The sequence below is a fragment of the Pseudomonas sp. B21128 genome (assembly GCF_044218865.1).
Lineage (GTDB): Bacteria > Pseudomonadota > Gammaproteobacteria > Pseudomonadales > Pseudomonadaceae > Aquipseudomonas > Aquipseudomonas iridis.
Map to the genome: position 1 here is coordinate 2,050,638 of NZ_CP162590.1, position 23,828 is coordinate 2,074,465.

General features: G+C 61.3%; 22 protein-coding genes. 17 read left to right on the forward strand and 5 right to left on the reverse strand.

What is annotated here, in order from left to right:
* Positions 1 to 38: 38 nt before the first annotated feature.
* From nrdR to AB4P91_RS09150, 12 genes are all read left to right on the forward strand, one after another.
* On the forward strand, positions 39 to 503 hold the full coding sequence (gene nrdR / locus AB4P91_RS09095) for a transcriptional regulator NrdR (protein ID WP_007910946.1): 465 nt from the start codon (positions 39 to 41) through the stop codon (positions 501 to 503).
* Positions 500 to 1,633: a bifunctional diaminohydroxyphosphoribosylaminopyrimidine deaminase/5-amino-6-(5-phosphoribosylamino)uracil reductase RibD gene (gene ribD, locus AB4P91_RS09100; protein ID WP_395604660.1), complete on the forward strand. Its 1,134-nt coding sequence runs from the start codon at positions 500 to 502 to the stop codon at positions 1,631 to 1,633. The genes nrdR and ribD overlap by 4 nt, the downstream gene beginning before the upstream one ends.
* Before the next feature lie 47 nt (positions 1,634 to 1,680).
* Positions 1,681 to 2,346: a riboflavin synthase gene (locus AB4P91_RS09105; protein WP_150595199.1), complete on the forward strand. Its 666-nt coding sequence runs from the start codon at positions 1,681 to 1,683 to the stop codon at positions 2,344 to 2,346.
* 16 nt (positions 2,347 to 2,362) lie between these two features.
* Positions 2,363 to 3,454: a bifunctional 3,4-dihydroxy-2-butanone-4-phosphate synthase/GTP cyclohydrolase II gene (gene ribBA, locus AB4P91_RS09110; protein ID WP_150595200.1), complete on the forward strand. Its 1,092-nt coding sequence runs from the start codon at positions 2,363 to 2,365 to the stop codon at positions 3,452 to 3,454.
* Between the two features lie 91 nt (positions 3,455 to 3,545).
* On the forward strand, positions 3,546 to 4,022 hold the full coding sequence (gene ribE / locus AB4P91_RS09115; RefSeq protein WP_003228649.1) for a 6,7-dimethyl-8-ribityllumazine synthase: 477 nt from the start codon (positions 3,546 to 3,548) through the stop codon (positions 4,020 to 4,022).
* Positions 4,019 to 4,519: a transcription antitermination factor NusB gene (gene nusB / locus AB4P91_RS09120; RefSeq protein WP_150595201.1), complete on the forward strand. Its 501-nt coding sequence runs from the start codon at positions 4,019 to 4,021 to the stop codon at positions 4,517 to 4,519. Before ribE ends, nusB begins: the two co-directional genes overlap by 4 nt.
* A 17-nt stretch (positions 4,520 to 4,536) precedes the next feature.
* The gene (gene thiL, locus AB4P91_RS09125) at positions 4,537 to 5,502 is read left to right on the forward strand and encodes a thiamine-phosphate kinase (protein ID WP_150598262.1); all 966 of its coding nucleotides are present in this window, start codon (positions 4,537 to 4,539) and stop codon (positions 5,500 to 5,502) included.
* Positions 5,499 to 6,002 carry a phosphatidylglycerophosphatase A gene (locus AB4P91_RS09130; RefSeq protein WP_011336134.1) on the forward strand — a complete coding sequence of 168 codons (504 nt, stop codon included), beginning with the start codon at positions 5,499 to 5,501 and terminating at the stop codon, positions 6,000 to 6,002. Before thiL ends, AB4P91_RS09130 begins: the two co-directional genes overlap by 4 nt.
* 34 nt (positions 6,003 to 6,036) lie before the next feature.
* A complete protein-coding gene (locus AB4P91_RS09135; RefSeq protein ID WP_150595203.1) occupies positions 6,037 to 6,774 on the forward strand; it encodes an ABC transporter substrate-binding protein in 738 nt (245 codons plus the stop codon).
* A gap of 254 nt (positions 6,775 to 7,028) precedes the next feature.
* Positions 7,029 to 7,646, forward strand: a complete 618-nt coding sequence (gene ribA / locus AB4P91_RS09140; protein ID WP_042561294.1) for a GTP cyclohydrolase II — start codon at positions 7,029 to 7,031, stop codon at positions 7,644 to 7,646.
* On the forward strand, positions 7,643 to 8,062 hold the full coding sequence (locus AB4P91_RS09145; protein ID WP_395604661.1) for an MFS transporter: 420 nt from the start codon (positions 7,643 to 7,645) through the stop codon (positions 8,060 to 8,062). The genes ribA and AB4P91_RS09145 overlap by 4 nt, the downstream gene beginning before the upstream one ends.
* Complete coding sequence (locus tag AB4P91_RS09150) at positions 8,062 to 8,862, forward strand: cobalamin-binding protein (protein WP_395604662.1); 801 nt, start codon at positions 8,062 to 8,064, stop codon at positions 8,860 to 8,862. The genes AB4P91_RS09145 and AB4P91_RS09150 overlap by 1 nt, the downstream gene beginning before the upstream one ends.
* A gap of 45 nt (positions 8,863 to 8,907) precedes the next feature.
* Here AB4P91_RS09150 and AB4P91_RS09155 read toward each other — a convergent pair whose 3' ends face one another.
* The 4 genes from AB4P91_RS09155 to AB4P91_RS09170 all read right to left on the reverse strand — a co-directional run bounded on the left by AB4P91_RS09155 (position 8,908) and on the right by AB4P91_RS09170 (position 14,077).
* Complete coding sequence (locus AB4P91_RS09155; protein ID WP_395604663.1) at positions 8,908 to 10,794, reverse strand: TonB-dependent receptor domain-containing protein; 1,887 nt, start codon at positions 10,792 to 10,794, stop codon at positions 8,908 to 8,910.
* A 166-nt stretch (positions 10,795 to 10,960) separates the two neighbouring features.
* Entirely contained in the window at positions 10,961 to 12,859 is a 1,899-nt protein-coding gene (gene dxs, locus AB4P91_RS09160; protein ID WP_395604664.1) for a 1-deoxy-D-xylulose-5-phosphate synthase, read from the reverse strand.
* 91 nt (positions 12,860 to 12,950) lie between these two features.
* A complete protein-coding gene (ispA, locus tag AB4P91_RS09165) occupies positions 12,951 to 13,838 on the reverse strand; it encodes a (2E,6E)-farnesyl diphosphate synthase (RefSeq protein ID WP_150595208.1) in 888 nt (295 codons plus the stop codon).
* Entirely contained in the window at positions 13,835 to 14,077 is a 243-nt protein-coding gene (locus tag AB4P91_RS09170) for an exodeoxyribonuclease VII small subunit (RefSeq protein WP_003228627.1), read from the reverse strand. Before AB4P91_RS09170 ends, ispA begins: the two co-directional genes overlap by 4 nt.
* 380 nt (positions 14,078 to 14,457) lie before the next feature.
* Between AB4P91_RS09170 and AB4P91_RS09175 the strand changes: the two genes are divergently transcribed.
* The 4 genes from AB4P91_RS09175 to AB4P91_RS09190 are packed head-to-tail and all read left to right on the forward strand — an operon-like array spanning position 14,458 to position 22,206.
* On the forward strand, positions 14,458 to 15,249 hold the full coding sequence (locus AB4P91_RS09175; RefSeq protein ID WP_115146475.1) for a YfaP family protein: 792 nt from the start codon (positions 14,458 to 14,460) through the stop codon (positions 15,247 to 15,249).
* A 47-nt stretch (positions 15,250 to 15,296) separates the two neighbouring features.
* The gene (locus tag AB4P91_RS09180; RefSeq protein WP_395604665.1) at positions 15,297 to 17,009 is read left to right on the forward strand and encodes a DUF2138 domain-containing protein; all 1,713 of its coding nucleotides are present in this window, start codon (positions 15,297 to 15,299) and stop codon (positions 17,007 to 17,009) included.
* Entirely contained in the window at positions 17,006 to 17,644 is a 639-nt protein-coding gene (locus AB4P91_RS09185; protein ID WP_042561286.1) for a DUF1175 domain-containing protein, read from the forward strand. The genes AB4P91_RS09180 and AB4P91_RS09185 overlap by 4 nt, the downstream gene beginning before the upstream one ends.
* Positions 17,641 to 22,206 carry an alpha-2-macroglobulin family protein gene (locus AB4P91_RS09190; RefSeq protein ID WP_395604666.1) on the forward strand — a complete coding sequence of 1,522 codons (4,566 nt, stop codon included), beginning with the start codon at positions 17,641 to 17,643 and terminating at the stop codon, positions 22,204 to 22,206. The genes AB4P91_RS09185 and AB4P91_RS09190 overlap by 4 nt, the downstream gene beginning before the upstream one ends.
* On the opposite strand, the gene AB4P91_RS09195 is transcribed toward AB4P91_RS09190, so the two are convergent.
* Complete coding sequence (locus AB4P91_RS09195) at positions 22,199 to 22,504, reverse strand: hypothetical protein (protein WP_224795378.1); 306 nt, start codon at positions 22,502 to 22,504, stop codon at positions 22,199 to 22,201. The two genes, AB4P91_RS09190 and AB4P91_RS09195, sit on opposite strands and share 8 nt — an antisense overlap.
* Between AB4P91_RS09195 and AB4P91_RS09200 the strand changes: the two genes are divergently transcribed.
* Entirely contained in the window at positions 22,406 to 23,827 is a 1,422-nt protein-coding gene (locus tag AB4P91_RS09200) for a DUF2300 domain-containing protein (protein ID WP_395604949.1), read from the forward strand. The two genes, AB4P91_RS09195 and AB4P91_RS09200, sit on opposite strands and share 99 nt — an antisense overlap.
* Position 23,828: the final 1 nt, after the last annotated feature.

A 23,828-nucleotide genomic window follows, 5' to 3' on the forward strand; every position in this document is an offset into this window, starting at 1 on the left:
CGCTACCATGGCCCTCCCTTTTTTTGTTGCCAGCCACCATGCACTGTCCCTTCTGCGGTGCCAACGACACCAAGGTCATCGACTCGCGTCTGGTCGCCGAGGGCGAACAGGTGCGCCGCCGGCGTGAATGCCTGGCCTGCGGCGAACGTTTCACGACATTCGAGACGGCCGAACTGGTGTTGCCGCGCCTGATCAAAACCGATGGCAGCCGCCAACCGTTCGACGAAGAAAAACTGCGCGCGGGCATGCAACGCGCTCTGGAGAAACGTCCGGTGAGCGTCGAGCGCCTCGAATCCTCTCTGGTCCACATCAAGCACAAGCTGCGCGCCACCGGCGAGCGCGAGGTCAAATCCCTCGTGGTCGGCGAACTGGTCATGGCCGAGCTGCAAAAGCTTGATGAAGTCGCCTACATCCGTTTCGCTTCGGTGTACAAGCGCTTCCAGGACCTCAACGAGTTCCGCGAAGAAATCGACCGCCTCGCCCGCGAACCGGTGAAAGAATGACCACCGTCGCCGAGCAGGCCATCCTTGACGCCCACTTCATGGCGCGGGCGCTGGAACTGGCGCGCAAAGGTCACTACACCACGCACCCCAATCCTCGGGTTGGCTGTGTAATCGTGAAGGACGGGCAGATTGTCGGCGAAGGCTGGCACGAGCGCGCCGGCGAACCTCACGCCGAAGTCCACGCCTTGCGCGCCGCCGGTGAACTGGCCCGCGGCGCTACGGCCTACGTCACCCTTGAGCCTTGCAGCCACCATGGGCGCACGCCGCCGTGCGCCGAAGCGCTGGTCATTGCCGGTGTCGGTCGAGTGGTTGCGGCAATGCGTGATCCGAATCCGCAAGTGGCCGGGCGCGGTTTGCAGCGTCTGGCCGATGCCGGCATTGCGACTGAAAGCGGCGTGCTGGAAGCCGAAGCGCGCAAGCTCAATCACGGATTTTTGAAGCGCATGGAGCACGGCTTGCCGTTCGTGCGAGTCAAGTTGGCCATGAGTCTGGACGGTCGCACGGCGATGGAAAGCGGCGAGAGCCAGTGGATCACCGGCCCGTCCGCGCGTTCGGCGGTGCAGCGTTTGCGCGCTCAGGCGGCCGTGGTGCTCACCGGCGCCGATACCGTGCTGGCCGATGGCGCGCGCTTGACGGTTCGCGCCGACGAACTGGGTCTGGATGCCGAACAAACCGCATTGGCCATGAGCCGTCCGCCGCTGCGGGTGCTGATCGACGGGCGCCTGCGGGTGCCGCTTGATGCACCGTTCTTCAAGGCTGGCCCGGCGCTGGTCGCGACCTGCATGGCCGTCGAAGAGCAATACGCCAACGGCCCGGAATGTTTGATCGTGCCGGGTGATGACGGTCAGGTCGACCTGCATCAATTGCTGGTCGAGTTGGCCAACCGTGACGTCAACGAGGTGCTGGTCGAGGCCGGGCCGCGTTTGGCGGGGGCGTTTGCCCAGTTCGGTCTGGTTGATGAGTTCGTGATCTTTATCGCCGGCAAGTTCCTTGGCTCCACGGCGCGTCCATTGCTGGACTGGCCGCTGGCCTATATGAAGGATGCGCCGGAGCTGAAAATCACTGAAATCCGTGCGGTGGGCGATGACTGGCGAGTCACTGCCATCCCTGTCCTTACGGCGAGCGTATAATTCCCGGCCATCTCGTTAGCGCTGGCTTCGTTCTCAAGGAGAACCCCATGTTTACCGGCATCATCGAATCCATCGGCAGCATCCGAGCAATGACCCCAAAGGGCGGCGATGTACGGGTGCATGTTGAAACCGGCAAGCTCGACCTGAGCGACGTCAAACTCGGCGACAGCATCGCGGTCAACGGCGTCTGCCTGACGGCTGTCGAGCTGCCGGGCAACGGCTTTGCCGCCGACGTCAGCCGCGAAACGCTGGACTGCACCGCCATGAATGACCTGAAAAGCGGCAGCCCGGTCAATCTGGAAAAAGCCCTGACCCCAACCACTCGTCTGGGTGGTCACCTGGTCAGCGGTCACGTCGACGGTGTCGGCGAAATCGTCTCCCGCGCCGATAATGCCCGCGCCGTGGAATTTCGCATCCGTGCACCGAAAGACCTGGCCAAGTACATCGCCCATAAAGGCTCGATCACTGTCGACGGCACCAGCCTGACCGTGAACGCAGTCGATGGCGCCGAGTTCATGCTCACGATCATTCCGCACACCCTGAGCGAAACCATCATGGCTTCCTACAAGCCGGGTCGTCGGGTGAACCTGGAGGTCGACTTGCTGGCGCGTTATCTGGAGCGTCTGCTGTTGGGCGACAAAGCCGCCGAGCCGAGCGCTGGTGGCACGATTACCGAAAGCTTTCTGGCCGCCAACGGCTACCTCAATTCCTGACTGAAGGGGGTGCCTTGTGGCGCTCAATAGCATCGAAGAACTGGTTGAAGACATCCGCCAAGGCAAGATGGTCATCCTCATGGATGACGAAGACCGCGAGAACGAAGGCGACCTGATCATGGCCGCCGAGTGCTGCAAGGCCGAACACATCAACTTCATGGCCAAGCACGCCCGTGGCCTGATCTGCATGCCGATGAGCCGCGAGCGCTGCGAACTGTTGAAGCTGCCGCTGATGGCGCCACGTAACGGTTCCGGGTTCGGCACCAAGTTCACCGTGTCGATCGAAGCGGCCGAAGGCGTGACCACCGGCATCTCCGCCGCTGACCGTGCACGCACCGTGCAGGCTGCCGCCGCGAAAGACGCCAAGGCTGAAGACATCGTCAGCCCCGGCCACATCTTCCCGCTGATGGCTCAGGCTGGCGGCACCCTGGCGCGCGCCGGCCACACTGAAGCCGCTTGCGACCTGGCGCGCATGGCCGGTTTCGAGCCAAGCGGCGTGATCTGCGAAGTGATGAACGACGACGGCACCATGTCCCGTCGCACTGAGCTGGAAGCCTTCGCCGCTGAACACAACATCAAGATCGGCACCATTGCCGACCTGATTCACTACCGGATGATCCACGAACGTACCGTTCAGCGGATTGCCGAGCAGCCACTGGACAGCGAACTGGGCCAATTCAACCTGGTGACCTATCGTGATTCGGTGGAAGGCGACGTGCACATGGCCCTGACATTGGGCACTGTTTGCGCTGAAGAACCAACCCTGGTTCGCGTGCACAACATGGATCCGCTGCGCGATCTGTTGATGGTCAAGCAACCTGGTCGCTGGAGCCTGCGCGCCGCCATGGCTGCGGTTGCCGAGGCCGGCAGCGGCGTGGTGCTGCTGCTGGGTCACCCACTGGATGGCGACGTGTTGCTGGCGCATATTCGTGAAACCGGCGATCAGGTACCGGCGAAAAAACCGACCACTTACAGCATCGTCGGTGCCGGTTCGCAGATCCTGCGTGACCTCGGTGTGCGCAAAATGCGCCTGATGTCGGCACCCATGAAATTTAATGCGATATCCGGTTTCGATCTGGAAGTTGTAGAATACGTGCCCTCCGAATAATGACCGGTTGTTTCCGGCCCTGAATTCGCGGCAAATAAATCACTGAGGGACGCGTAACAGACGCGTCCCGGCTCTTTAAGAGAATTGACGAATGACCCTGAAGACCATCGAAGGTACCTTCATCGCCCCTAAAGGCCGCTACGCTTTGGTAGTGGGCCGTTTCAACAGCTTCGTTGTTGAAAGCCTGGTCAGCGGTGCAGTTGATGCCCTGGTTCGCCACGGCGTGAGCGAAAGCGACATCACCATCATCCGCGCTCCTGGCGCCTTCGAAATCCCGCTGGTTGCGCAGAAAGTCGCTCAGAAAGGCGAGTTCGCAGCAATCATCGCCCTCGGCGCGGTCATTCGTGGCGGTACTCCGCACTTCGAATACGTGGCTGGCGAGTGCACCAAAGGCCTGGCCCAGGTGTCCATGGAGTTCGGCGTTCCGGTTGCGTTCGGCGTCCTGACCGTTGATTCCATCGAGCAAGCCATCGAACGTTCCGGCACCAAGGCCGGTAACAAAGGTGCTGAAGCTGCCCTGTCCGCACTGGAAATGGTCAGCCTGCTGGCACAGTTGGAGGCCAAGTGATTAGCGACGAAAGCGATCGTTTCAACCCGCGCGACCCACGTCCAGCGGACGCCGGCAAGCCTTCGAAAAGCGAAAAGCGCCGCGCTGCCCGTCAGTTGGCGACTCAGGCTTTGTACCAGCGGCTTCTGGCCGGCGCTTCGCTGAACGAAATCGAAGCGCAGTTTCGCGTCGACAACGATTTTACCTTTGCCGATGCCAGCTACTTCCACGACATCCTGCACGGTGTTCCGGCTAACCAGACCGAGATCGACACTGCGTTGGCGCCGTGCCTGGACCTGACCATCGAAGAGCTGGACCCGGTTGAACTGTGCGTGCTGCGCCTGTCCACCTGGGAACTGCTCAAGCGCGTCGACGTGCCGTACCGTGTGGTGATTAACGAAGGCATCGAACTGGCGAAAGTCTACGGTTCGACCGACGGCCACAAGTTCGTCAACGGTGTGCTCGACAAGCTGGCCCCGCGTCTGCGTGAAGCTGAAGTGAAGGCGTTCAAGCGCTGATACGCGCTTGATAACCAATGGGCGAGTTTGAGCTGATCCGCAATTTCTTCGCCGCCGCGCCATGTGCGCAGGGCGGCGAGGGCGTTGCTCTCGGGATCGGCGACGACTGCGCCTTGCTGGCGGTTCCCCCCGGGGAACAGCTGGCAATCTCCACCGATACGCTGGTGGCCGGCGTGCATTTCGCCGATCCTTGCGATCCGTATCTGCTCGGTCAGCGCTCGCTGGCCGTTGCGGTCAGCGACCTGGCCGCCATGGGCGCCACGCCCGTTGCCTTTACCCTTGCCCTGACTGTGCCGACGGTGACCGCCGATTGGCTGCAAGCCTATGCCCGCGGTTTGAACCGCATGGCGCAGAGCTGCGGCGTGACTCTGGTCGGTGGCGACACCACGCGCGGGCCGTTGAGCCTCACCGTCACTGTGTTCGGTCGCGTCCCTACCGGACTGGCCTTGACCCGCAGTGGCGCGCAGCCAGGTGATTGGCTGTGTGTCGGCGGTGAACTGGGCAATGCCGCGGGTGCATTGCCGCTGGTGTTGGGCCAGCGCGACGCCGCGCCGGACATCGCCCAGCCGCTGCTCGATCACTACTGGTCACCGCAACCGCAACTCGGGCTCGGTCAGGCGCTGCGCGGCAAAGCCACGTCAGCGCTGGATATCTCCGACGGTTTGCTCGCCGATTGCGGGCACATCGCGTTGGCGTCGAAGGTGCGACTTCAAATTGAACGCGAGCGTGTACCGCTGTCGGATGCACTAGTGGCGTTTCTTGGTCAGCGCGGTGCCGAGCGTGCGGCGTTGAGCGGTGGCGATGATTACGTGTTGGCCTTCACGCTGCCGTCCGTCGAGTTGCCGGCGCTGCTGGCCGAGGGTTGGCCGATCCATGTGATCGGTCGCGTGCTAGAGGGGCAGGGCGTGGCGCTGCTGGACCGCGAAGGGCACGACGTCACCCCGCAAATTCGGGGCTATCAACATTTTCAGGAGTCACCGTGACAGATCACCCGAAACAGGTTCCGGCCGAATTCGTTCCGCCTTCTGTCTGGCGCAATCCCTGGCATTTCCTCGCCTTCGGCTTCGGTTCGGGCACCTTGCCCAAAGCGCCGGGCACGTGGGGTTCGCTCGTTGCGCTACCCTTTATCCCGTTGTGGCAGATGTTGCCCGACTGGGGGTACTGGCTGATGCTCGGCATCACCATGCTGTTCGGCTTCTGGCTGTGCGGCAAGGTGGCCGACGATCTGCGCGTGCATGACCACGAAGGCATTGTCTGGGACGAAATGGTCGGGATGTGGATCACCCTGTGGCTGGTGCCGGAAGGCTGGTACTGGTTGCTCGCGGGGTTCCTGGTGTTCCGCTTCTTCGACATTCTCAAGCCGTGGCCAATTCGCTGGATCGACCGGCATGTTCATGGCGGTGTCGGCATCATGCTCGACGACGTGCTGGCTGGCGTGTTCGCCTGGCTGGCGATGCAGGGGCTGGTGTGGGTATTTGCCTGATTCGTGGGTTGTCAGGTTAGAGAGGGTACTGAGGATGTCTTGGCGCTGGTTGGCAGGAGTGGTTTTGGCGGTGCTGGGCACTGTCGCCAGTGCGCAGGAAACCGCGCCGTCGCCGTCGGTGATTCATCTGGCCAGCGAAGTCTGGGAAGACTACACCGCTGCCGATGGCCATGGTCTTGCCTGGGATGTGTTGCGCAAGGTGTTCGAACCGGTCGGGGTAAAACTCGATATTCGCAGCGAACCCTACACGCGTTCTGTAGGGCTGGCGCAGCGTGCTGAAGTCGATGCTTGCGTGGGCTCCTATCACGAAGAGTTCAGTGATCTGCTCTATCCGCGCTGGAATTTCGACACCGATCACGTCTATGCGCTGGGCCTTGCCAGCAACCCGGCACCCACGCTGGAAACGTTGGGCAGCTATCGACTGGCCTGGGTGCGCGGCTACGACTACCAGAGCTACCTGCCCAATGTGCAGCGCTTTAACGAAGTCATCCGGCGCACCGGAATCCTGTCGATGCTGACCCACGACCGCGCCGACTATTACATCGACGCCCTGACTGAAATCACTTACGTGCTGAGTCGGGCGCGGGATCCGTCGTTGTTTCGCACGACCCATGTCGTCGAGTTGCCGCTGTACCTGTGCTTCGCCAATACCCCCAAGGCGCGCACGTTGATGGCGCTGTTTGACCGGCGCATGGATCAACTGGTAAAGAGCGGCGAGCTGAAACCGATTTTCGAGAAGTGGAAGCAGCCGTATCCGTTCGAGCAGCCGTGACGCGGATCGGTCGGTTCGAAACTGAACCCTGTGGGAGCTGGCTTGCCAGCGATGACGGTGTATCAATCGCAATATTATTCGCTGACCCACCGCAATCGCTGGCAAGCCAGCTCCCACAGGGATTCATGTTGTCGGGAGAGTCATCAAACTTTTTGATCGTTATGCCCGATAATTCAGCCTAAGCGTGCGTAGGAACCTGCTGTTACAATGCCGCCCAGCGAATCTTCAGACTTTTTCAGATCAGGAGCACACCGGTGCCTGTCGTTTTTGTTGCCGCTTCCAAGCTGCCAACGCCTTTTGCGCAATTCACCATGCACGGTTTTCTCGACGAAGCCACCGGCCGCGAGCACGTCGTACTGAGCTTGGGTGATTTCACCGACGGTGCCCCGGTACTCGGCCGTTTGCATTCTGAATGCCTGACCGGCGACGCCTTGTTCAGCCAACGCTGCGACTGCGGCTCGCAGCTTGAGGGCGCGCTCAAGGCCATCGCTCGCGAAGGTCGTGGCGTGCTGCTCTACCTGCGTCAGGAAGGTCGCGGCATCGGTCTGTTGAACAAGATCCGCGCCTATGAATTGCAGGATGGCGGCGCCGATACCGTTGAAGCCAACGAACGTCTGGGCTTTGCCGCCGACCAACGCGACTACGCCATGTGCCTGCCGATGCTCGAACACTTGGGCGTGAAGGCCCTGCGTCTGATGACCAACAACCCGCGCAAGGTCAAAGCCCTGACCGACATGGGCATCGTCGTCGCCGAGCGCGTGCCGCTGCACACCGGCCACAACCCGCACAACAAACTGTATCTGGCGACCAAGGCCAGCAAGCTCGACCACATGATGGGCAATGAGCATCAGGGTGAGGTAGACAGGGCGTGACGCGCGGTCAGGTAAAGCGTCGCCTCAGCGTCGACTGGTGGAAATACCTGGCGTTAGCGCTGGTGCCGCTGTTCGTGCTGAATGCCGTGTTTGGTCAGGGCGAGGCGATTCTGCCGGTGTTGGCGATGCCGCTGTTCATTGCCGGTGTCGCGTCGATGTTCGTCAGCCTGAAGTTTTTTGGCCGCTATAAACATGCACTGATCGCCACGCAAAAAGCCCTTGATACGGCGGATGAGCCGGCAGCCTGGATCGCCCTCGCAGCAAGCCGCCGAGCGGCATTTCTCGTGGCCGCGTTGCCCGCATGGATCGGTGCAATGGCGGTATTTGTCGACCTTGAAGCCATACCGCTGATGTTGCTGGCGCTGTCCACCGTCGTGCTGTTTTACCTCTATCGTATCCCGCGTCAACTCGGCTGATGCGCCGTCTCTGGCTGGCGGTTCTGCTGCTGGCCATCAATGGCCCTGTGTTCGCCGCTCTGCGCGTGGTCAGCCTCGCGCCGTCGCTTTCTGAAATCGTCGTTGAACTGGATTCCGCCGATCTGCTGGTCGGCGTGCTGGAGGCGGGCGAGCGACCTGCTGCGATCGCGAATCTTCCCTCGGTGGGCCGCTATGGCCAACTCGACATGGAGCGTTTGCTCAGTCTCAAACCTGATCTGTTGTTGCTCTGGCCCGGCAGTGTCGGGCCGGCGCAGCGCGATCAGCTCCAGCGGCTGAACATCCCGACTTACGTTGCCGAACCGCACAGCCTCGAACAGCTGTCTGCGCAGATCGAAGCCATCGCCGGGCAACTGGGCCGGCCCGAGCGTGGGGTGAAACTGGCAGCGGATCTTCGCCAGAAACTCGACAACCTGCGCCAGCGTTATCACCGGGACACGCCACTTAAGGTGTTTTATCAGGTGTGGGACAAGCCGCTGTATACCGTCGGCGGGGGGCAGATCATCAGCGATGCGCTTGAGGTGTGCGGTGCGCGCAATGTGTTCGGCGACTTGAGTCTGCCGGCGCCGCAAGTCAGCATTGAGGCCGTCTTGCAGCGAGATCCCGAGGTGATTCTGGCCAGTGATCAGGCGCAGCTGGAGGCGTGGAAGGCATGGCCGCAGGTGGCGGCTGTAAAGCACGGGGCATTGCTGCTGGTAGCCGACAAAGGTCTGGAGCGCCCAAGTGGCCAGATGATCGACGCCACCGCCAAGCTCTGCCACCTCATCCAGCCTGACAATTAACCCCTGCAGGAGCTGGCGCAGGGAGCATCAGCAACTTCAGAAGTTTCAGCGCAGTTCAGGCGTCCAGGTCACCCCAAACATCCAGGCCCGGCCTTCCTCGCGATAACCGTACTGGCTGCCGTCATAGCTGTAGTTCGCCCGGCTGTAGCCCTTGTCCAGCAGGTTATCCACCTTCAGATCCAGCTTGATCTCCCGGTTCAGCGCCCAACTGCTGCGCAGACCGAATAACGCGTAGCCACCTAGTGGTTGACTGTTGTTCAGGTCGTCATAGCTGCTGCTCACCGCCTGCCAACTGGCGCCGACGCTCAGTCGATCAAACTGCCGATCCAGATCCCAGCTCAACGTCCGCCGTGCCCGTCGCGCCAACGTACGGCCGGTATCACGGTCGCGCGGGTCGATGATCGCCACGCCAAGGTTGCTCTGCCAGCCGAACAGTTCCTGCTTCAGCGCCGCTTCAAAGCCGTTGATCCGTGCCGAAGCCACGTTTTCCGGGCGTGAGTTGCTGCCGAAGATGATCGCGTCTTCAAGATCCGTGCGGTACAGCGACGCTTCCAGGCGACTGCTTTCACTCAATTGGCTGCGCCATTGCAGCTCGTAGCTTTTCGAGGTTTCCGGTTTCAGGCTCGGGTTGCTGAAATCCGGGTAGTACAGGTCGTTGAAGGTCGGTGCGCGGAAGCCTTCGCTGTAGCTGAGCAGCAGATCGTTGTCCGGATTGAGCGGTAGAGTGAACGTGCCGCTCCAGGTGTTCTGGCTGCCGAACTGCTGGTTATCGTCGTGACGCAAACCCAGCTCCGTGGAGAAACTGTCAGCCTGATAACGATGCTGGATGAACGCCGCGCGGTTCCAGCGGCTGTCCTCGTCGAACGCGGTGCTGCTATTGATCCGGTCTTCGTACCAGTCGCCGCCGAGGATCAGGCTGTTGCGTGCATCCAGGGTCAAGTCGTTCTGCCAGTTCACCGAATCGCGGTAAGTGTTGAACACCGTGCGCTCGTCGCTGAGCTTATCCAGTGTCTTTTCGCGGTTCTCGGTGTGGCCGAATTCAATGCGGGTTTTCCAGATATCGTTGACCCGGGCATCGACGTAACTGCTGACGCTGCTGACGTTAAAATCGCTGTAGGGCTGTTGCTGGACCGATTCGAACGTGGTCATGTCGAAGCGTCCGAACGGATTGTCGAACTCGCTTTTGCCACGGTTATCCAGCAGGTTGGCGCCGACTTCGATGTCATCAGTCAGCGCATGGCTGAGGCTCAGGCTCACTGACTTGTTGCGGTAGGCATCGTGATCGCCGTCGCTCGGGTATGACTCATGAGTACGGTCGATCCCGGCGGTTTCATCCAGGCTGGCGCCAAGGTTGAAGCGGGTTTTGTCGTCGCCACCGGACAGGCCGAGGCTGCGTTCCCAGGTTTGATGGCTACCGAAGCCGACATGCATGCGTGGTTGCAAGCCTTGCTCGGTCCCACGGCGAGTGAAAATCTGAATCACCCCGCCAATCGCATCGCTGCCGTAGATCACCGAGCGCGAACCGCGCAGCACTTCCACGCGCTCGATCTGCTCGATGTTCAGGTGCTGCAGATTGCTGTCACCGGAAGTGGAATTGCCGATGCGCTGGCCGTCGACCAGCACCAGGCTTTGCGCCGATTGCGTGCCGCGGATGTAGATCCCCGGAAGACTGCCGCGCCCGCCGGTCTGCGCCACTTGCACGCCCGGCACGCGACGCAGCAGATCCGGCACATTGCTCGGTTGCAGACGATCAATGTCTTCGCGGGTGAACACGGTGTTGGCGGCGCTGCTGTCATTGCGCGCTTCGACCTGACGGTTGGCGCTGATCAAAACGTCCGGCAGCTTCATCGCTTGATCCCGCTCGAAAGTGTCGGCGACAGCGCTGGCGGATGGCAGCAGGAAAAAGGGCAGGGCGAGGCGCGAGAGTTTCATGGCAATCCATCGGGAATTTCAGGTGTACACACATTGTGGAGCTACACAAAACACTGTGGGAGCGGGCTTGCCCGCGAAAGCGTCGGCACAGTCAACATTGATGTTGAATGTGCCGGCCTCTTCGCGGGCAAGCCCGCTCCCACAGGGATAGTGTGTGTTTAGCTGATTAGCGGTTGAGCAATGCCAGACGCTGACGAATCGACGCTTCGATCCCCGCTTCATCCAGCCCGCACTCGGCCAGCATCTGCGCAGGCTTTGCATGCTCGACGTAAACATCGGGCAGGCCCAGATGCAGCATCGACTTAAGGATATTCTCGCGGGCGAGAAATTCGCTGACCGCACCACCGGCGCCGCCCATGATCGCGTTTTCTTCGAGGGTCACCAGCAGCTCGTGGCTGCCGGCAATCTCGCGCACCAGAGCTTCGTCCAGTGGTTTGACGAAGCGCATGTCGACCACTGTCGCATCCAGCTTCTCGGCGACTTTCAGCGCCTCGGCCAGTTGCACGCCGAACACCAGCAGGGCGACTTTGCTGCCCTGACGACGGACGATGCCTTTGCCGATTTCGATCGGTTCGAGGTCTTTCTCGATAGCCGCATTCGGGCCATTGCCGCGCGGGTAACGCACTGCCGCCGGGCCGTTGTACAGGTGGCCGGTGGTGAGCATCTGGCGCAGCTCGTTTTCATCGCTCGGGGTCATGATGACCATGCCCGGGATGCAGCGCAGGTACGACAGGTCGAAGCTGCCGGCGTGGGTCGGGCCGTCTTCGCCGACCAGGCCTGCGCGGTCGATGGCGAACAGCACGTCGAGGTTTTGCACCGCCACATCGTGAACGAGTTGGTCGTAACCGCGCTGGAGGAACGTCGAGTAGATCGCCACCACCGGTTTTGCGCCTTCGCAGGCCATGCCGGCGGCGAACGTCACCGCGTGTTGCTCGGCAATCGCCACGTCGAAATAACGCAGCGGGAAGCGCTCGCTGAACGCCACCAGATCCGAGCCTTCCTTCATCGCCGGGGTAATCCCGACCAGGCGCGGGTCGGCCGCGGCCATGTCGCACAGCCATTCGCCGAACACCGCCGAATATTTCGGCCCGCCGGTTTTCTTCGGCGCAGCGGCCGGCGCGTCGACAGGCTCGAGCTTGGTGATGGCGTGGTAACCGATCGGGTCCACTTCCGCCGGGGCGAAGCCTTTGCCTTTCTTGGTGACGATGTGCAGGAATTGCGGGCCCTTCAGGTCACGCATGTTGCGCAGCGTAGCAATCAGGGTCGGCAGATCGTGGCCGTCGATCGGGCCAATGTAGTTCCAGCCCAGCTCTTCGAACAGGGTGCCTGGGACCAGCATGCCTTTTGCGTATTCTTCGGTGCGACGGGCGATTTCCCAGGCGCCGGGCAGGCGCGACAGCACTTTTTTACTGCCTTCACGCATGCTCGCGTAAGTGCGGCTGGAAAGAATCTTCGCCAGATAATTCGACAGTCCGCCGACATTGCGCGAGATCGACATGTCGTTGTCATTGAGGATCACCAGCATGTTGGCGTTGACTTCCGGCGCATGGTTCAGCGCTTCGAAGGCCATACCGGCGGTCAATGCGCCGTCGCCGATCACGGCAATCGCCTTGCGATCACTGTTCTGCAGGCGGGCGGCAATCGCCATGCCCAGCGCTGCGCTGATCGACGTGCTGGAGTGGCCGACGCCAAAGGTGTCGTACTCGCTCTCGGCGCGACGCGGGAAAGCGGCGATGCCGTCCTTCTGGCGCAGCGATTCCATGCGCTCACGGCGACCGGTGAGGATCTTGTGCGGATAAGCCTGATGACCAACGTCCCACACCAGCCGGTCGTCCGGGGTGTCGAAGACGTAATGTAACGCGATGGTCAGCTCGATGACGCCCAGACCGGCACCGAAATGCCCACCGGTCTGGCCGACCGTGTAGAGCAATTCCAGGCGCAACTCATCAGCCAGGGTTTCCAGCTCGGCTTCGGCTAACCGGCGCAGGCCGTCCGGCGTATTCGCACGGTCGAGCAGGGGCGTGGTCGGGCGCTTGCGGGGAATCTCATGAAACGTCGTGGGCATCAGGCGAATCGTTATAGGTATAAAAGATGCGGCAGTTTACCTGATGCATCGCCCACTGCCCACGCGTTGATCTTTTTTGGCCGATTCGCCGTCAGCTGCGGCGCTCGACGATATACCGGGCCAGCTCGCGCAACGGCTCGGCTGCCGCGTCAAACGGTCGCAGGGCGTGGAGAGCCTGATCGCGCAGCTCCAGCGCATAGGCCTTGGCCGCGTCCAGGCCGAGCAGCGCCGGGTAGGTCGGCTTGTCCCGGGCGATATCGGCGCCTTGGCGTTTGCCGAGGGTGGCGGTATCGCTTTCGACGTCGAGGATATCGTCCTGCACCTGGAAGGCGAGGCCGATGGCTTGTGCGTAAGTCTGCAAGGATTGCAGTTCATCCGGCTCGGCGCGGCCGCTGGCCAGGGCACCGAGTTTGACGCTGACTTCGATCAGCGCACCGGTCTTGTGTCGGTGCATCTGTTCAAGGGCTTGCTGATCGAGCTTGAGACCGACCGAGCCGAGGTCGATGGCTTGACCGCCGACCATGCCGGCCGGGCCTGCGGCCAGTGCGAGCGCACTGACCATCTGCAAACGGATATCGGCGCTCAGGTCGCTCAGGCGCGGATCGAGCAAGGCGCTGAACGCCAGACTCTGCAAGCCGTCACCGGCGAGAATCGCGCAAGCCTCATCGAATTTCTTGTGAGTGGTGGGCTGGCCGCGACGCAGGTCGTCGTCGTCCATCGCCGGCAAATCGTCGTGCACCAGCGAATAGGCGTGGATCAGCTCCACCGCGCAGGCCGCGCCGTTAGCCTGCTCAGCCTTGCCACCGAGGGCTTCGCACGCGGCGTAAGCCAACAGCGGGCGCACGCGTTTGCCGCCGTTCATCACGCTGTAGCGCATAGCCTCGTAAAGACGCGCCAGCTCCGGCAACGGGGCGTTGAACAGGCTTTCCAGTGCCGCGTTGACCCGGGCCTGGCTGGTCGCCGAATACGCTGCAATCATTCTGGCTGTTCCGCGTCGAAGGGTTCCTCGGCGAGTTCGCCATCGCGCTCCAGCAGCACTTGTACCTTCTGCTCGGCCTGAGCCAGCGCTGCCTGGCAGTCACGGGTCAGCCCGATGCCCTGCTCGAAAGCGGTCAGTGAGTCTTCCAGCGACAATTCACCGTTCTCCAGACGCTCGACCAATGTTTGCAGGTCGGCGAGGGACTGTTCGAAATCCAGTGCAGCTTTTTTGCGGGCCATGGCGGCAGTTTCCGGTAGACGTTAAACCGGCGCGACACTAGCAGATAGGGGGGGTATGGGCAAATGAGCGGGCTATCTCCGCCCCGTATTTCTGTGGCGAGGGAGCAGGGGGATATAGGGGGATTCCAGGAGGGTGACAGTGTATTCGGCTCATTCTGTGAGCCGAATAATTCCGCTATTCGGCTCACGCACAACAAATACGCGTAATTCCTACAGCGATAGCCCATGTATCCGATTGTTAAAAAAAAGCCGAATGGCTAATCTTCGCGCCTTCTACGACCCGATAGTCACGGGTCTTTCAGACGAAACGCAGTTTCAACCACTGTGAAGTACCGAGGATCGGGTGCAAGGTTTCGTTCAGGCATGGCAGGAGGCATTACATGCGTTCATTCATTTTGCTGTTGATCGGGATGGTCTGCGCCCCCGCGCTGCTGGCCGCACCGAGTGCCGAGCTGTCGGAACCGGTGGGTGGCTGGCGTTATCACGGCTTGCTCGATCGCACGGAAAACCCGCAAGTCGCCTATCCGACGCCACCGATCGATCGTGGCATCCAGCGCAATCGCACGATGATCCAGGGCCAGCTCAAAGCCATCGGTCATATGCGCCCGCCGCACAGCCTCGCCGTCAATGGCAATCCGCTGAATCTGTACACCGACGATCAGGGCCGTTTCGCCCGGCCATATGCGTTTGGTGCCGGCTCCAACAGCGTCGAAGTGATCAGCGCCGAGGGCCAGTCGCTCAAGCGCGTGCAATTTTATGAAGCAAATAATTTGCGCACGCCGGCGCGAATTCGTCTGGTCTTGGGATGGGACGATCCAAAGGCTGAGCTGGATCTGCACATAGTCACACCCGATGGCCAACATGCTTTTTGGGCGCGGCCGGCATTGAGCAACGGCGGCGGCCTCGACCCCGACGGCGTCGATGGCCCCGGCCCTGAGATGTTCACCATGACCGCGCCGCTGCACGGCACCTATCTGGTTTACGTCAACTATTGGGGCAATTTCGGCAACGGCGGCTATAACTTCGAGGAGACCAGCAATCAGAACGAGGTGATTACCTCGCAAATCACGCTGGTGCTCAATGAAAACACCGTCGACGAAAAACGCGAGACGTTCATCGTGCCCCTGCGGGCGATTGGTGATCTGCTGCTGGTCAAGACTTTCAACTATTAAGTATCCCGCCATGGATGAAATCGTGAGCGTTGGGAATGAGCGTGAAGATGAGCGATAACACTGTTACCCCTGCTGCCGAAACACCTGCTGGCAAACCTTCCCGGCGCTGGCCGTTGCTGTTGGCCGGGCTGTGCCTGGTGGCTGGCGTAGCAGGCGGTTTTGGCTGGCTGCTGCTCAAACCCAAGGCGCCGCCGGTCGAGCTTGCCGGTGACAAACTTGGCCTGAGCCGCCCGGATGCATTGCTGGAAACCCGCTCGTTGAGCCAGTTGCCCAAAGACCTGCTGACGGTGCCGTTCCTCAAGGCCACGCTTACCGAAGATTTCGTCTTCTATTACGAAACCCACGCTGATCGCCTCGGCTTGATCGGCAGTCTGCGCCGAATCATTTACGAGCATGACCTGAAGTTGCAGGACAGCTTGATCGAACAGCTTTTCGATCAGCCCGCCGATGTCGCGCTGTGGCGCGGTGCCGATGGTCGGCTGAAGGACTTTCTGCTGGTAATGGATCGCGGTGGTTTGGCCAAGCTGCTGGAGCCGTTGGCGAAAGTGGCGCTGGATGACACGCAGCTCAGCGTTTTCGGCAACCTCAAGGTTGGCAGTGACGAGGTGCCCCTGTACCGATTGAGCTACAACGCCAGCAAATCGCTGCTGTTCGCTTCGCGCGGCGACAAACTGGTGGTGCTGTCCAATCCGGCCAAGTACCACGACCCTGAAAGCGGCGTGTCCGAAGAGTCCGGCCACGTTTCACCGCAAGCACTGGCGGCATTGCTCAACGGCGAAAAGCTGTTCCCCGAAGCCTTCGGCCTGCCTGCTAAAACCCCGGAAACCAGACAGCGACTCTCGGTGAATTCCAGCGTCCTCGCCATGGGCTACCAGCGCTTCATTCCGAACTTCGCCGGCCTGCGTTTCGACATGGACGACAAGGGCTGGCACAGCTACCTCGCCATGGACGAGCTGGAAAACCAGCCGGACTTCGATTTCAAACCGGTCTGGCAAGCCATGCCGCTGGGCGCCAGTGCCTGCGTAACGTTGCCGGTAGCTGCCGAACCGCAAAAACCGTTGCTGGTAAAACTCGGCGCCGAAGACGCCGTGGCGCAAGCACTCACTGAACATGTGGCTGGCGCGGCGGGCCTGTGCTGGTATGCCGATTCGCGTTTGTACACGCCATTGCTGGTCGCCAGTCTGAAGGACGAGGACAGCAGCAAGCTCGACGGTGATCTCGGCAAACTGTTCGGTTCGATGGTCGGCGCCTTCGAGTCTAACGTCGAAGAAAAAGTATTCCCTGTGGTGGAGAAACAGGAAGGCCAGAGCCACGTCTGGCAGCGTCAAGTCAGCTCCAGCTTCGGTCCCTACGCGGCCAAAGACGCCGAGAATCCGGATGCAATCAGCGGCAAGGCGTTCATGAAGGTCAGCCTCGCCCGTCACGGTTCGACGCTGCTGTTTTCCCTCGACGACAAACTGGTCGACAAAGCCCTCGGCACCCTCGACAAACGCTTCCCGCCGATGGCCGATGTGCTGCCCAAAGACGTGCTGATGCCGATCTATTTCGGCCCGGATTCGATGGCGCAACTGATGCAGCAGGAAACCCTCGACAGCCTGCCGCAAGACATGGAACCGGTGTTCTACAACGCTGCGCAAACCTATCTGATCCCAAAACTTCGCACTCTCGGCGGCTACGGCAAATATGCCCTGACCTTGCCAGAAGGCAGCGAGCCGGATGGTCACTGGCAGTGGCTGCCGCTGGAGTGGAAAGCGCTGTGACGGCACTCATCCGCAGCCTCGGCTTGCTCGCGCTGTTACTCAGCGCGGGCGCCCGAGCCATCGAAACGCCTGCGCTCGATCCTGCACAATCCCAAGTGTTTCGCGCCTGGTTCGTGCGCATCGCCCAGGAGCAACTGAGCCAGGGCCCGAGCCCGCGCTGGTATCAACAGGATTGCGCCGGGCTGGTGCGCTTCGCTGCCAACGAAGCGCTGAAAGTCCACGACGATAAATGGCTGCGCAGCAATGGCCTGTCCAATCGTTACCTGCCGCCGGAACTGTCGCTGAGCGACGATCAGCGCAAGCTCGCCCAGCAATGGCAGCAGGGCGGCGGCAAGATCGGGCCGTACGTCAACGCAATCAAACTGATTCAGTTCAACAGTCATCTGGTCAGCCGCGACGTGTCCCAGGCGCGTCCCGGTGACCTGATGTTTTTCGATCAGGGCGACGACCAGCACCTGATGATCTGGATGGGCCGCTACATCGCCTATCACACCGGCACCACCACCCCGACTGACAACGGCATGCGTTCGGCAAGCCTGCAGCAACTCATGACATGGAAGGACACCCGATGGATACCCGACGCAGCCAACCCCAACTTCATCGGCGTCTATCGACTGAACTTTCTCTCCCAATGACCGGTGCCCGCATGTTGCGTTTACTGCCTCTGCTGTTGGTATTAGCCCTGCCATTTTCGGCCGTGAACGCCGAAGACACTGTTGAGCCGAGCGGCTACACGCCGGTGTCCGGCGAAAGTTTTTTCCTGTTGGCTGACAGCAGTTTCGCTGCCGACGAGCAGGCCATGGTTCGCCTCGAAGCGCCGGGCCGCGACTATCGGCGTTTCCGCATGGAGCCTTACGGCGGCGCCGACATTCGCGTGTACCGCATCGACAAGCCGCTGGACTTCCTCAAACGCCAGAAAAACCTGCACCGTGTGGTCAGCGACGGTCAGTTCAAGGGTGAAGGCTTGTCTAACACCCTCGCGTATCTGTGGGACAACTGGTACCGAAAATCCCGTCGGGTGATGCAGCGAGCGTTCTCCTATGAGTCGCGCAAACAGGTCACCGAGGAAGTGCCGGAACTGAAGATGGGCAACGCCATCGTCGCGCCGACACCGTACGACGCGCAGCCGCAATTCGCGCTGATTCCGGGCTTGCCGGTTGTCAGCCAGTTCCGTTATCCGCTGTGGCAGGCCAAGCCGATACAGCCACCAGCCGGGGTCAATCTGGCCGGGTCTTCCAGCGACTTTGTCAGCGTCGCGCCGGGTAACGTTTACATCCCGCTGGGTCAGTTGAAACCGGGTCTTTATCTGGTCGAAGCGCTGATCGGCAAGTACCGCGCGACCACCATGGTCTTCGTTTCCAACACCGTGGCAGTGAGCAAGATTGCCGGTGATGAATTGCTGGTCTGGGCCGCGCGCAAACACGAAGGCAGTTCGGTGCCGAAGGTCAATGTGCTGTGGACCGACGGCCTCGGCGTGATGAGCAGTGGCGCCACTGATGCCGATGGTTTGCTGCGCCTGAAACACGTCAGCCCCGAGCGTTCTTTCGTCATCGGCGAGGACGAGGAGGGCGGTGTATTCGTCTCGGAAAACTTCTACTACGACAGCGAAATCTACGACACCAAACTCTATGCCTTTACCGACCGACCGCTTTATCGCCCAGGTGATTGGGTGTCGCTGAAAATCGTCGGCCGCGAGTTCAAGAATGCGCGGGACTCGGTGCTGCCGGGCGCCGCAGACGTCAATGTCAGCGTGCTCGATGCCACTGGCACCGAGCTGCAACGCCTTGATCTGAAACTCGATTCGAAGGCCGGCACTCAGGGCCGCTTCCAGCTACCGGATAACGCGGTGGCGGGCGGTTACGAGATTCGCTTCAACTATAAGGATCAGGCCTACAACAGCGCCTTCCGCGTGGCTGAGTACATCAAGCCACACTTCGAGATTTCGCTGAATCTGGCCAAGCAGGATTACCGCACCGGCGAGCCGGTCAAGGGCAGTCTGGTGCTGTTGTACCCGGACGGCAAACCGGTGGCGAACGCCAAACTGACCCTGAGCCTGCGCGCGCAGCAACTGTCGATGGTCGACAACGAACTGCAATACCTCGGGCAATTCCCGGTGGAACTGACCAGCACCGAACTGACCACCGACAGCAAAGGCAACGCCACCCTCGACCTGCCGGCCGCCGACAAACCGAGCCGCTACATGCTCACCGTGTTCGCCAGCGATGGCGCGGCGTATCGGGTCAAGACCACCAAGGAAATCCTCATTGACCGTGGCGCCGCGAGTTTTCGCTTGAGTGCGCCGCAGCGTTTCAGTGCGGTCGGCGACAAGGTCGCGTTCAGCTACGCCAATGAGGGCGGCACCGAGCAAAGCAAAGCGGTCACCCCGAGCACTTACGGCTGGGTACGTCTGGAAGACCAGAGCACCGGCGAAGGCAAACTCGCGGCGACTGACAAAGGCTTCAGTCTGGCCTTCGAACGTCCGGGCACTTACAACCTGATGCTCAAGGATCAACACGGTCGCGTCCTTGGCGCCACCGGTCATGCGGTCACCGGTGACGGCGTCAGAGCTGTGCCGGGCACCGTCGAAATCGTCCTCGACAAGACTGAGTACAAGGCCGGCGATGAAGCGCTGGCGCTGATCACCTTCCCTGAGCCGGTCAATGATGCACTGCTGTCGCTGGAGCGCGACAAGGTCGAAGCCACCGCGCTGCTGGCGAAGGGCGGCGACTGGTTGAAACTGGAAAAACTCAGCGACACCCAATACCGCGCACGCATTGCGGTGAAGGATAACTTCGCGCCGAACCTGACCTTCTCCGTGCTGTACACCAAGGGCGGTCAGTACAGTTTCCAGAATGCCGGGATCAAAGTGATCGCGCCGCAAATCGACGTGGCGATCAACACCGACAAACAGGTGTATCTGCCGGGTGACACGGTGACCGTCGACCTGACTACGCAGTTCGCCGGCAAAGCTGTTCCGGCGCATCTGACGGTGAGTGTTGTCGACGAAATGGTTTACGCGTTGCAGCCGGAAGTCGCGCCGACCATCGACCAGTTCTTCTACCATCCACGGCGCAACAACGTGCGCACCAGCGCCAGCCTGTCGTTCATCAGTTACGACGTCGCACTGCCGGGCAGCCCCGGTGCGCCGGGCAAAGCCAACCGCAGTGAACGCGGGGTAAAAGTGCTGGAGCGGCCGCGTCGTGAAGACGTCGATACCGCCGCATGGCAACCGGAATTGCTGACCGGTGCCGACGGCAAAACCCGCTTCACCTTCAAGATGCCCGACTCGCTGACTCGCTGGCGCATCACCGCCCGCGCCATCGCCGATGACGGTCAGGTCGGCCAGAAGAAGCAGTTTGTCCGCTCGGAAAAACCGCTGTACTTGAAGTGGAGCGGGCCGAGCAAATTCCGTAAGGGCGATCAGCCGCAACTCGGTATTTTCGCGTTCAGCCAAGCCGAAAAACCGGTCAAGGCAGAGCTGGTCACCCACTACGCCGGCACCGAACAACGCCTGCCGGTGACCCTGAACAACGGCATCAATTACCTGCCGCTGCCGGCGTTCGCACTGGCTTCCGGCGAGTGGACGGCGGAGTTGGTGCAGGACGGCAAAACCGCTGATTCTCTGGCCGTACGCTTGAGCGCAACCGGTGACGGCTGGCAAGTGACGCAGACGCAAAGCCTCGACGTGGCCAGCGGTGACACAGCGCTGAGCTTGCCAGCGGACGCGACCGACATTCGTCTGCGTCTGGATGACAGTCCGCAAGCACTGTTCCGCTCGGCGCTCGATGATCTGCTCAGCTATCCGTACGGCGGCGTCGAGCAGACTGCCAGTCGCTTGTTGCCGCTGAGCATTGCCTATCCTTCGCTGGCATCGAGCCCGCTGATCCGCGATCGCCTGCGCCTGATCATGCAGAACAGCCGTCTGCGTCTGGTGCAAATGGCCGGGCCGTCGGCGAGCTTCACCTGGTGGGGCTACGACGGTGAGCCCGATGCTTTTCTCACCGCTTACGCCTATTTCGCCGACTGGAATGCAAGCCAGGTACTGGATCTGACGCTGCCGCCGGAGCATTGGCAGCGTGTGTTGGAGGTTTACGCCAAACAGGCGCCGAACACGCCGTTGCTGCAACGGGCGCTGATTCTGTCGTTCGCCAGGCAGATGCATTTGCCGGTGAACACGCTGCTGACCGGGTTGATGGAAGATCTGGCGAAGGCGGGTGAAGGCAATGCCGAAACCCTGATGGACGATGGTGTAGACAGCCTGGTGATGAGCGATCCGGAGTCGGCGCTCGGTCTGGCGGCGGCGCGAGTGTTGACCGCATCGCTGGCCACGCAGGCGAAAGTCGCGTTGCCTGACGCATTCAATCGCCAGCTGGGCGCTGCGCAACAGCGTCTGTCAGTCAGTTCGCAGCCGTTTGTCGAAGCGCTGAATCTGTCGCTACAACCGTTCGATCAGGCTCGCGCGCAAGCCTTGCTGCAACGCCTGTTACCGCAGCAATCGACGCTCGAACGCGCACTGGCGCTGACCTGGCTGCAACGCAGCATCGCCCAGGCTTCGCCGACCATTGCGCTGACGCCGGGTGAGGGCTGGAAGAAAAGCTACGGCGCCAGTGGCGAGATGTTCTGGACGTGGCAGGGGGCGACGCCGGTGCCGAGCGTGTTGACGGTTTCTGGTACTCAGGAGCGTCCGCTGCGCGCGGCGCTGAGTTTCCAGACTCAACAGCCGGCCATCGATCCGATGGCCGTGACCGTCACCCGGCGTCTGTCGCGACTGGTGCCGGGCGATGAAGCGTTCACCTTCAAACTGGAACCGGTCGGCACTAAGCCGCTGTCCAGCGACAGCCTCTATCTGGATGAAGTGATCCTCACCAGCAAAGCGCCGAAACCGCTGCGCTACGGCATGCTGGAAGTGCCGCTGCCACCGGGCGCCGATGTCGAGCGCACAACGTGGGGCATCAAGTTGCAGGGCAAGGACGGCACCGAACCGACCGCACTGGAGAAAGCGCGTTTTGAGCCGGGACAACTGGCCTACGCGGTGCCGGTGGATGCGCTGAGTGGCGAATTGCGCCTGCGCCATCTCGTGCGTTTCTCGCAGAAGGGGCAGTTCAATTTGCCGCCGGTGCGTTTCACTCAGGTCTACGCGCCGCAACATCAGGCTCAGGAAGCGAAAGCCGCCCTCGGTCAGGTCACGGTCAACTGACATGAAGCGGGCGCTGCTGTGGCTGATGTTGTGTGTGATTCCCGCGCTGGCAACGGCGCAGGATGAGCCTTTGCGCGTGGCCTACAAGGGTGAATTGTTGTCGTTGAGCCAGACGCAACTGATCGCTCGCGAGCCGTTGCCGCCTTCGCTGGATGCGCCGCTGGGCAGTCTGTGGAAGCTGTTTGTTTATGCGTGGCTGGTGGATACCGGCGCTCGCGAGCCCGCTTATGAATGTCGCGGACAGTCGAAGGAAGAGGTTTATTGCTGCAGCGCTGGCGGCAAGATTGAACGTGATCAGGCGTTGGTGAAGTCGTGTGGGTTGTATTTTGAGCCTGCGCGGTTGGGAATTTCCTCTTCCGATTGGCGCACGTATTGGCAGACGCGGCAGGGACCGTCGTGGTTGCTGGATCTGCCCTTGGTGCAACCGGCCACGCGAGTTTCTGTGGCTGATTTGTTGAAGGTGTTGTCTTCGCTGCCAGCTCAAGACCAGATGCGCCGCGTGTTGCTTGATGTCGTTCTGAATGCGGCGGATGGCAACGTCGTGGGTGAATTGGGCGGGCGCTTGCGGGTGAAAACCTGGAGCTGGCTCGGCGATCAGGACCCGCAATCGAGGCAGGGCGGATTTGCCGGTTGGACGGTGGATGGCTCGCCGGTTTGGGCGGGAGGACGTGGCACCAGTCAAATGGTTCTACGAAATTACGGTCAGGCAATTGCGACGGTGTTGCCAACGTTCTGGCCAGCAGAGACGGGTCGTTGTGTCGAAGTCGGGCTGTTCTCGCGCTATCCGGTTGCGCGTGTGTTGGCTGGTGGGCGGGCGGTAACTTCCGGCCCGTTGCGGGGCGATTACCGCGTCGAATTCGCCAATGGCAACGCGCTGGATATCCACAGCGAAGGCGAACTGTTTCTGCTCAACCACAAACTCGTCGCCAGGCTTGATCGCGAAGAATACGTCGCTCGGGTGCTGGATCGCGAAGCCAAACCCGAACCCGCCGAAGCCGCCAAAGCGCTGGCCGTGGCGATCCGCACCTACCTGCTGCAAAACGCTGCGCGTAGCGGCGATTGCCTGAGCATTGATGACAGCAGTACCCGCCAACGCGTCGCCCCGCGTCCGGCCTCGGCGGAGTCTCGCAACATCGCCGCATGGACCGCGCATCTGGTGCTGGCCGGTAGTATCGTCACCTATCACTCAGACCAACCCGGCCCGGACAAACTCGCTTGGCAACAAGCCGTCGAGCAGGCCAATGCTGGCCAGCGCTACGACGCGATTCTGCTCCACGCCTATCCGCGCGCCAGCCTCAGCCGTTGGGACAACCCAGTCGCCTCCTGCGAAGCACTGCCCGCCGCCCAAGCCTGGCTGCAAAAGCAACGACCCGGCTGGCGCCCGAAGCTTGAAAGCGAAAACGGCTACAACGAAGTCAGCACGTTCGCCGTGTGCAAACTGGCTTTTGGCAGGCCCTTCGTCGACCGCGAGCGTCAGCGAATCTACGTGCGGGGCGTACTCACCCTGCAGGATCGCCTCGACCTCACCCACGAATACCTGCACCTGGCTTTTGAAGCACATCCCAACGGCCAGGATGAAACCTACATCGAAGGGCTCGCCCGTCACCTCTTGCTGGAATAGA

Excerpts from the sequence above, each read along its gene's own strand:
- ribD (WP_395604660.1), top strand. The coding sequence starts at position 500 with ATGACCACCGTCGCCGAGCAGGCCATCCTTGACGCCCACTTCATGGCG.
- AB4P91_RS09150 (WP_395604662.1), top strand. The coding sequence starts at position 8,062 with ATGCGCCGTCTCTGGCTGGCGGTTCTGCTGCTGGCCATCAATGGCCCT.
- AB4P91_RS09170 (WP_003228627.1), bottom strand. The coding sequence starts at position 14,077 with ATGGCCCGCAAAAAAGCTGCACTGGATTTCGAACAGTCCCTCGCCGAC.
- thiL (WP_150598262.1), top strand. The coding sequence starts at position 4,537 with ATGGGCGAGTTTGAGCTGATCCGCAATTTCTTCGCCGCCGCGCCATGT.
- AB4P91_RS09155 (WP_395604663.1), bottom strand. The coding sequence starts at position 10,794 with ATGAAACTCTCGCGCCTCGCCCTGCCCTTTTTCCTGCTGCCATCCGCC.
- AB4P91_RS09135 (WP_150595203.1), top strand. The coding sequence starts at position 6,037 with ATGTCTTGGCGCTGGTTGGCAGGAGTGGTTTTGGCGGTGCTGGGCACT.
- AB4P91_RS09175 (WP_115146475.1), top strand. The coding sequence starts at position 14,458 with ATGCGTTCATTCATTTTGCTGTTGATCGGGATGGTCTGCGCCCCCGCG.
- AB4P91_RS09180 (WP_395604665.1), top strand. The coding sequence starts at position 15,297 with ATGAGCGATAACACTGTTACCCCTGCTGCCGAAACACCTGCTGGCAAA.
- ispA (WP_150595208.1), bottom strand. The coding sequence starts at position 13,838 with ATGATTGCAGCGTATTCGGCGACCAGCCAGGCCCGGGTCAACGCGGCA.
- AB4P91_RS09190 (WP_395604666.1), top strand. The coding sequence starts at position 17,641 with ATGACCGGTGCCCGCATGTTGCGTTTACTGCCTCTGCTGTTGGTATTA.
- AB4P91_RS09105 (WP_150595199.1), top strand. The coding sequence starts at position 1,681 with ATGTTTACCGGCATCATCGAATCCATCGGCAGCATCCGAGCAATGACC.
- nrdR (WP_007910946.1), top strand. The coding sequence starts at position 39 with ATGCACTGTCCCTTCTGCGGTGCCAACGACACCAAGGTCATCGACTCG.
- ribE (WP_003228649.1), top strand. The coding sequence starts at position 3,546 with ATGACCCTGAAGACCATCGAAGGTACCTTCATCGCCCCTAAAGGCCGC.
- dxs (WP_395604664.1), bottom strand. The coding sequence starts at position 12,859 with ATGCCCACGACGTTTCATGAGATTCCCCGCAAGCGCCCGACCACGCCC.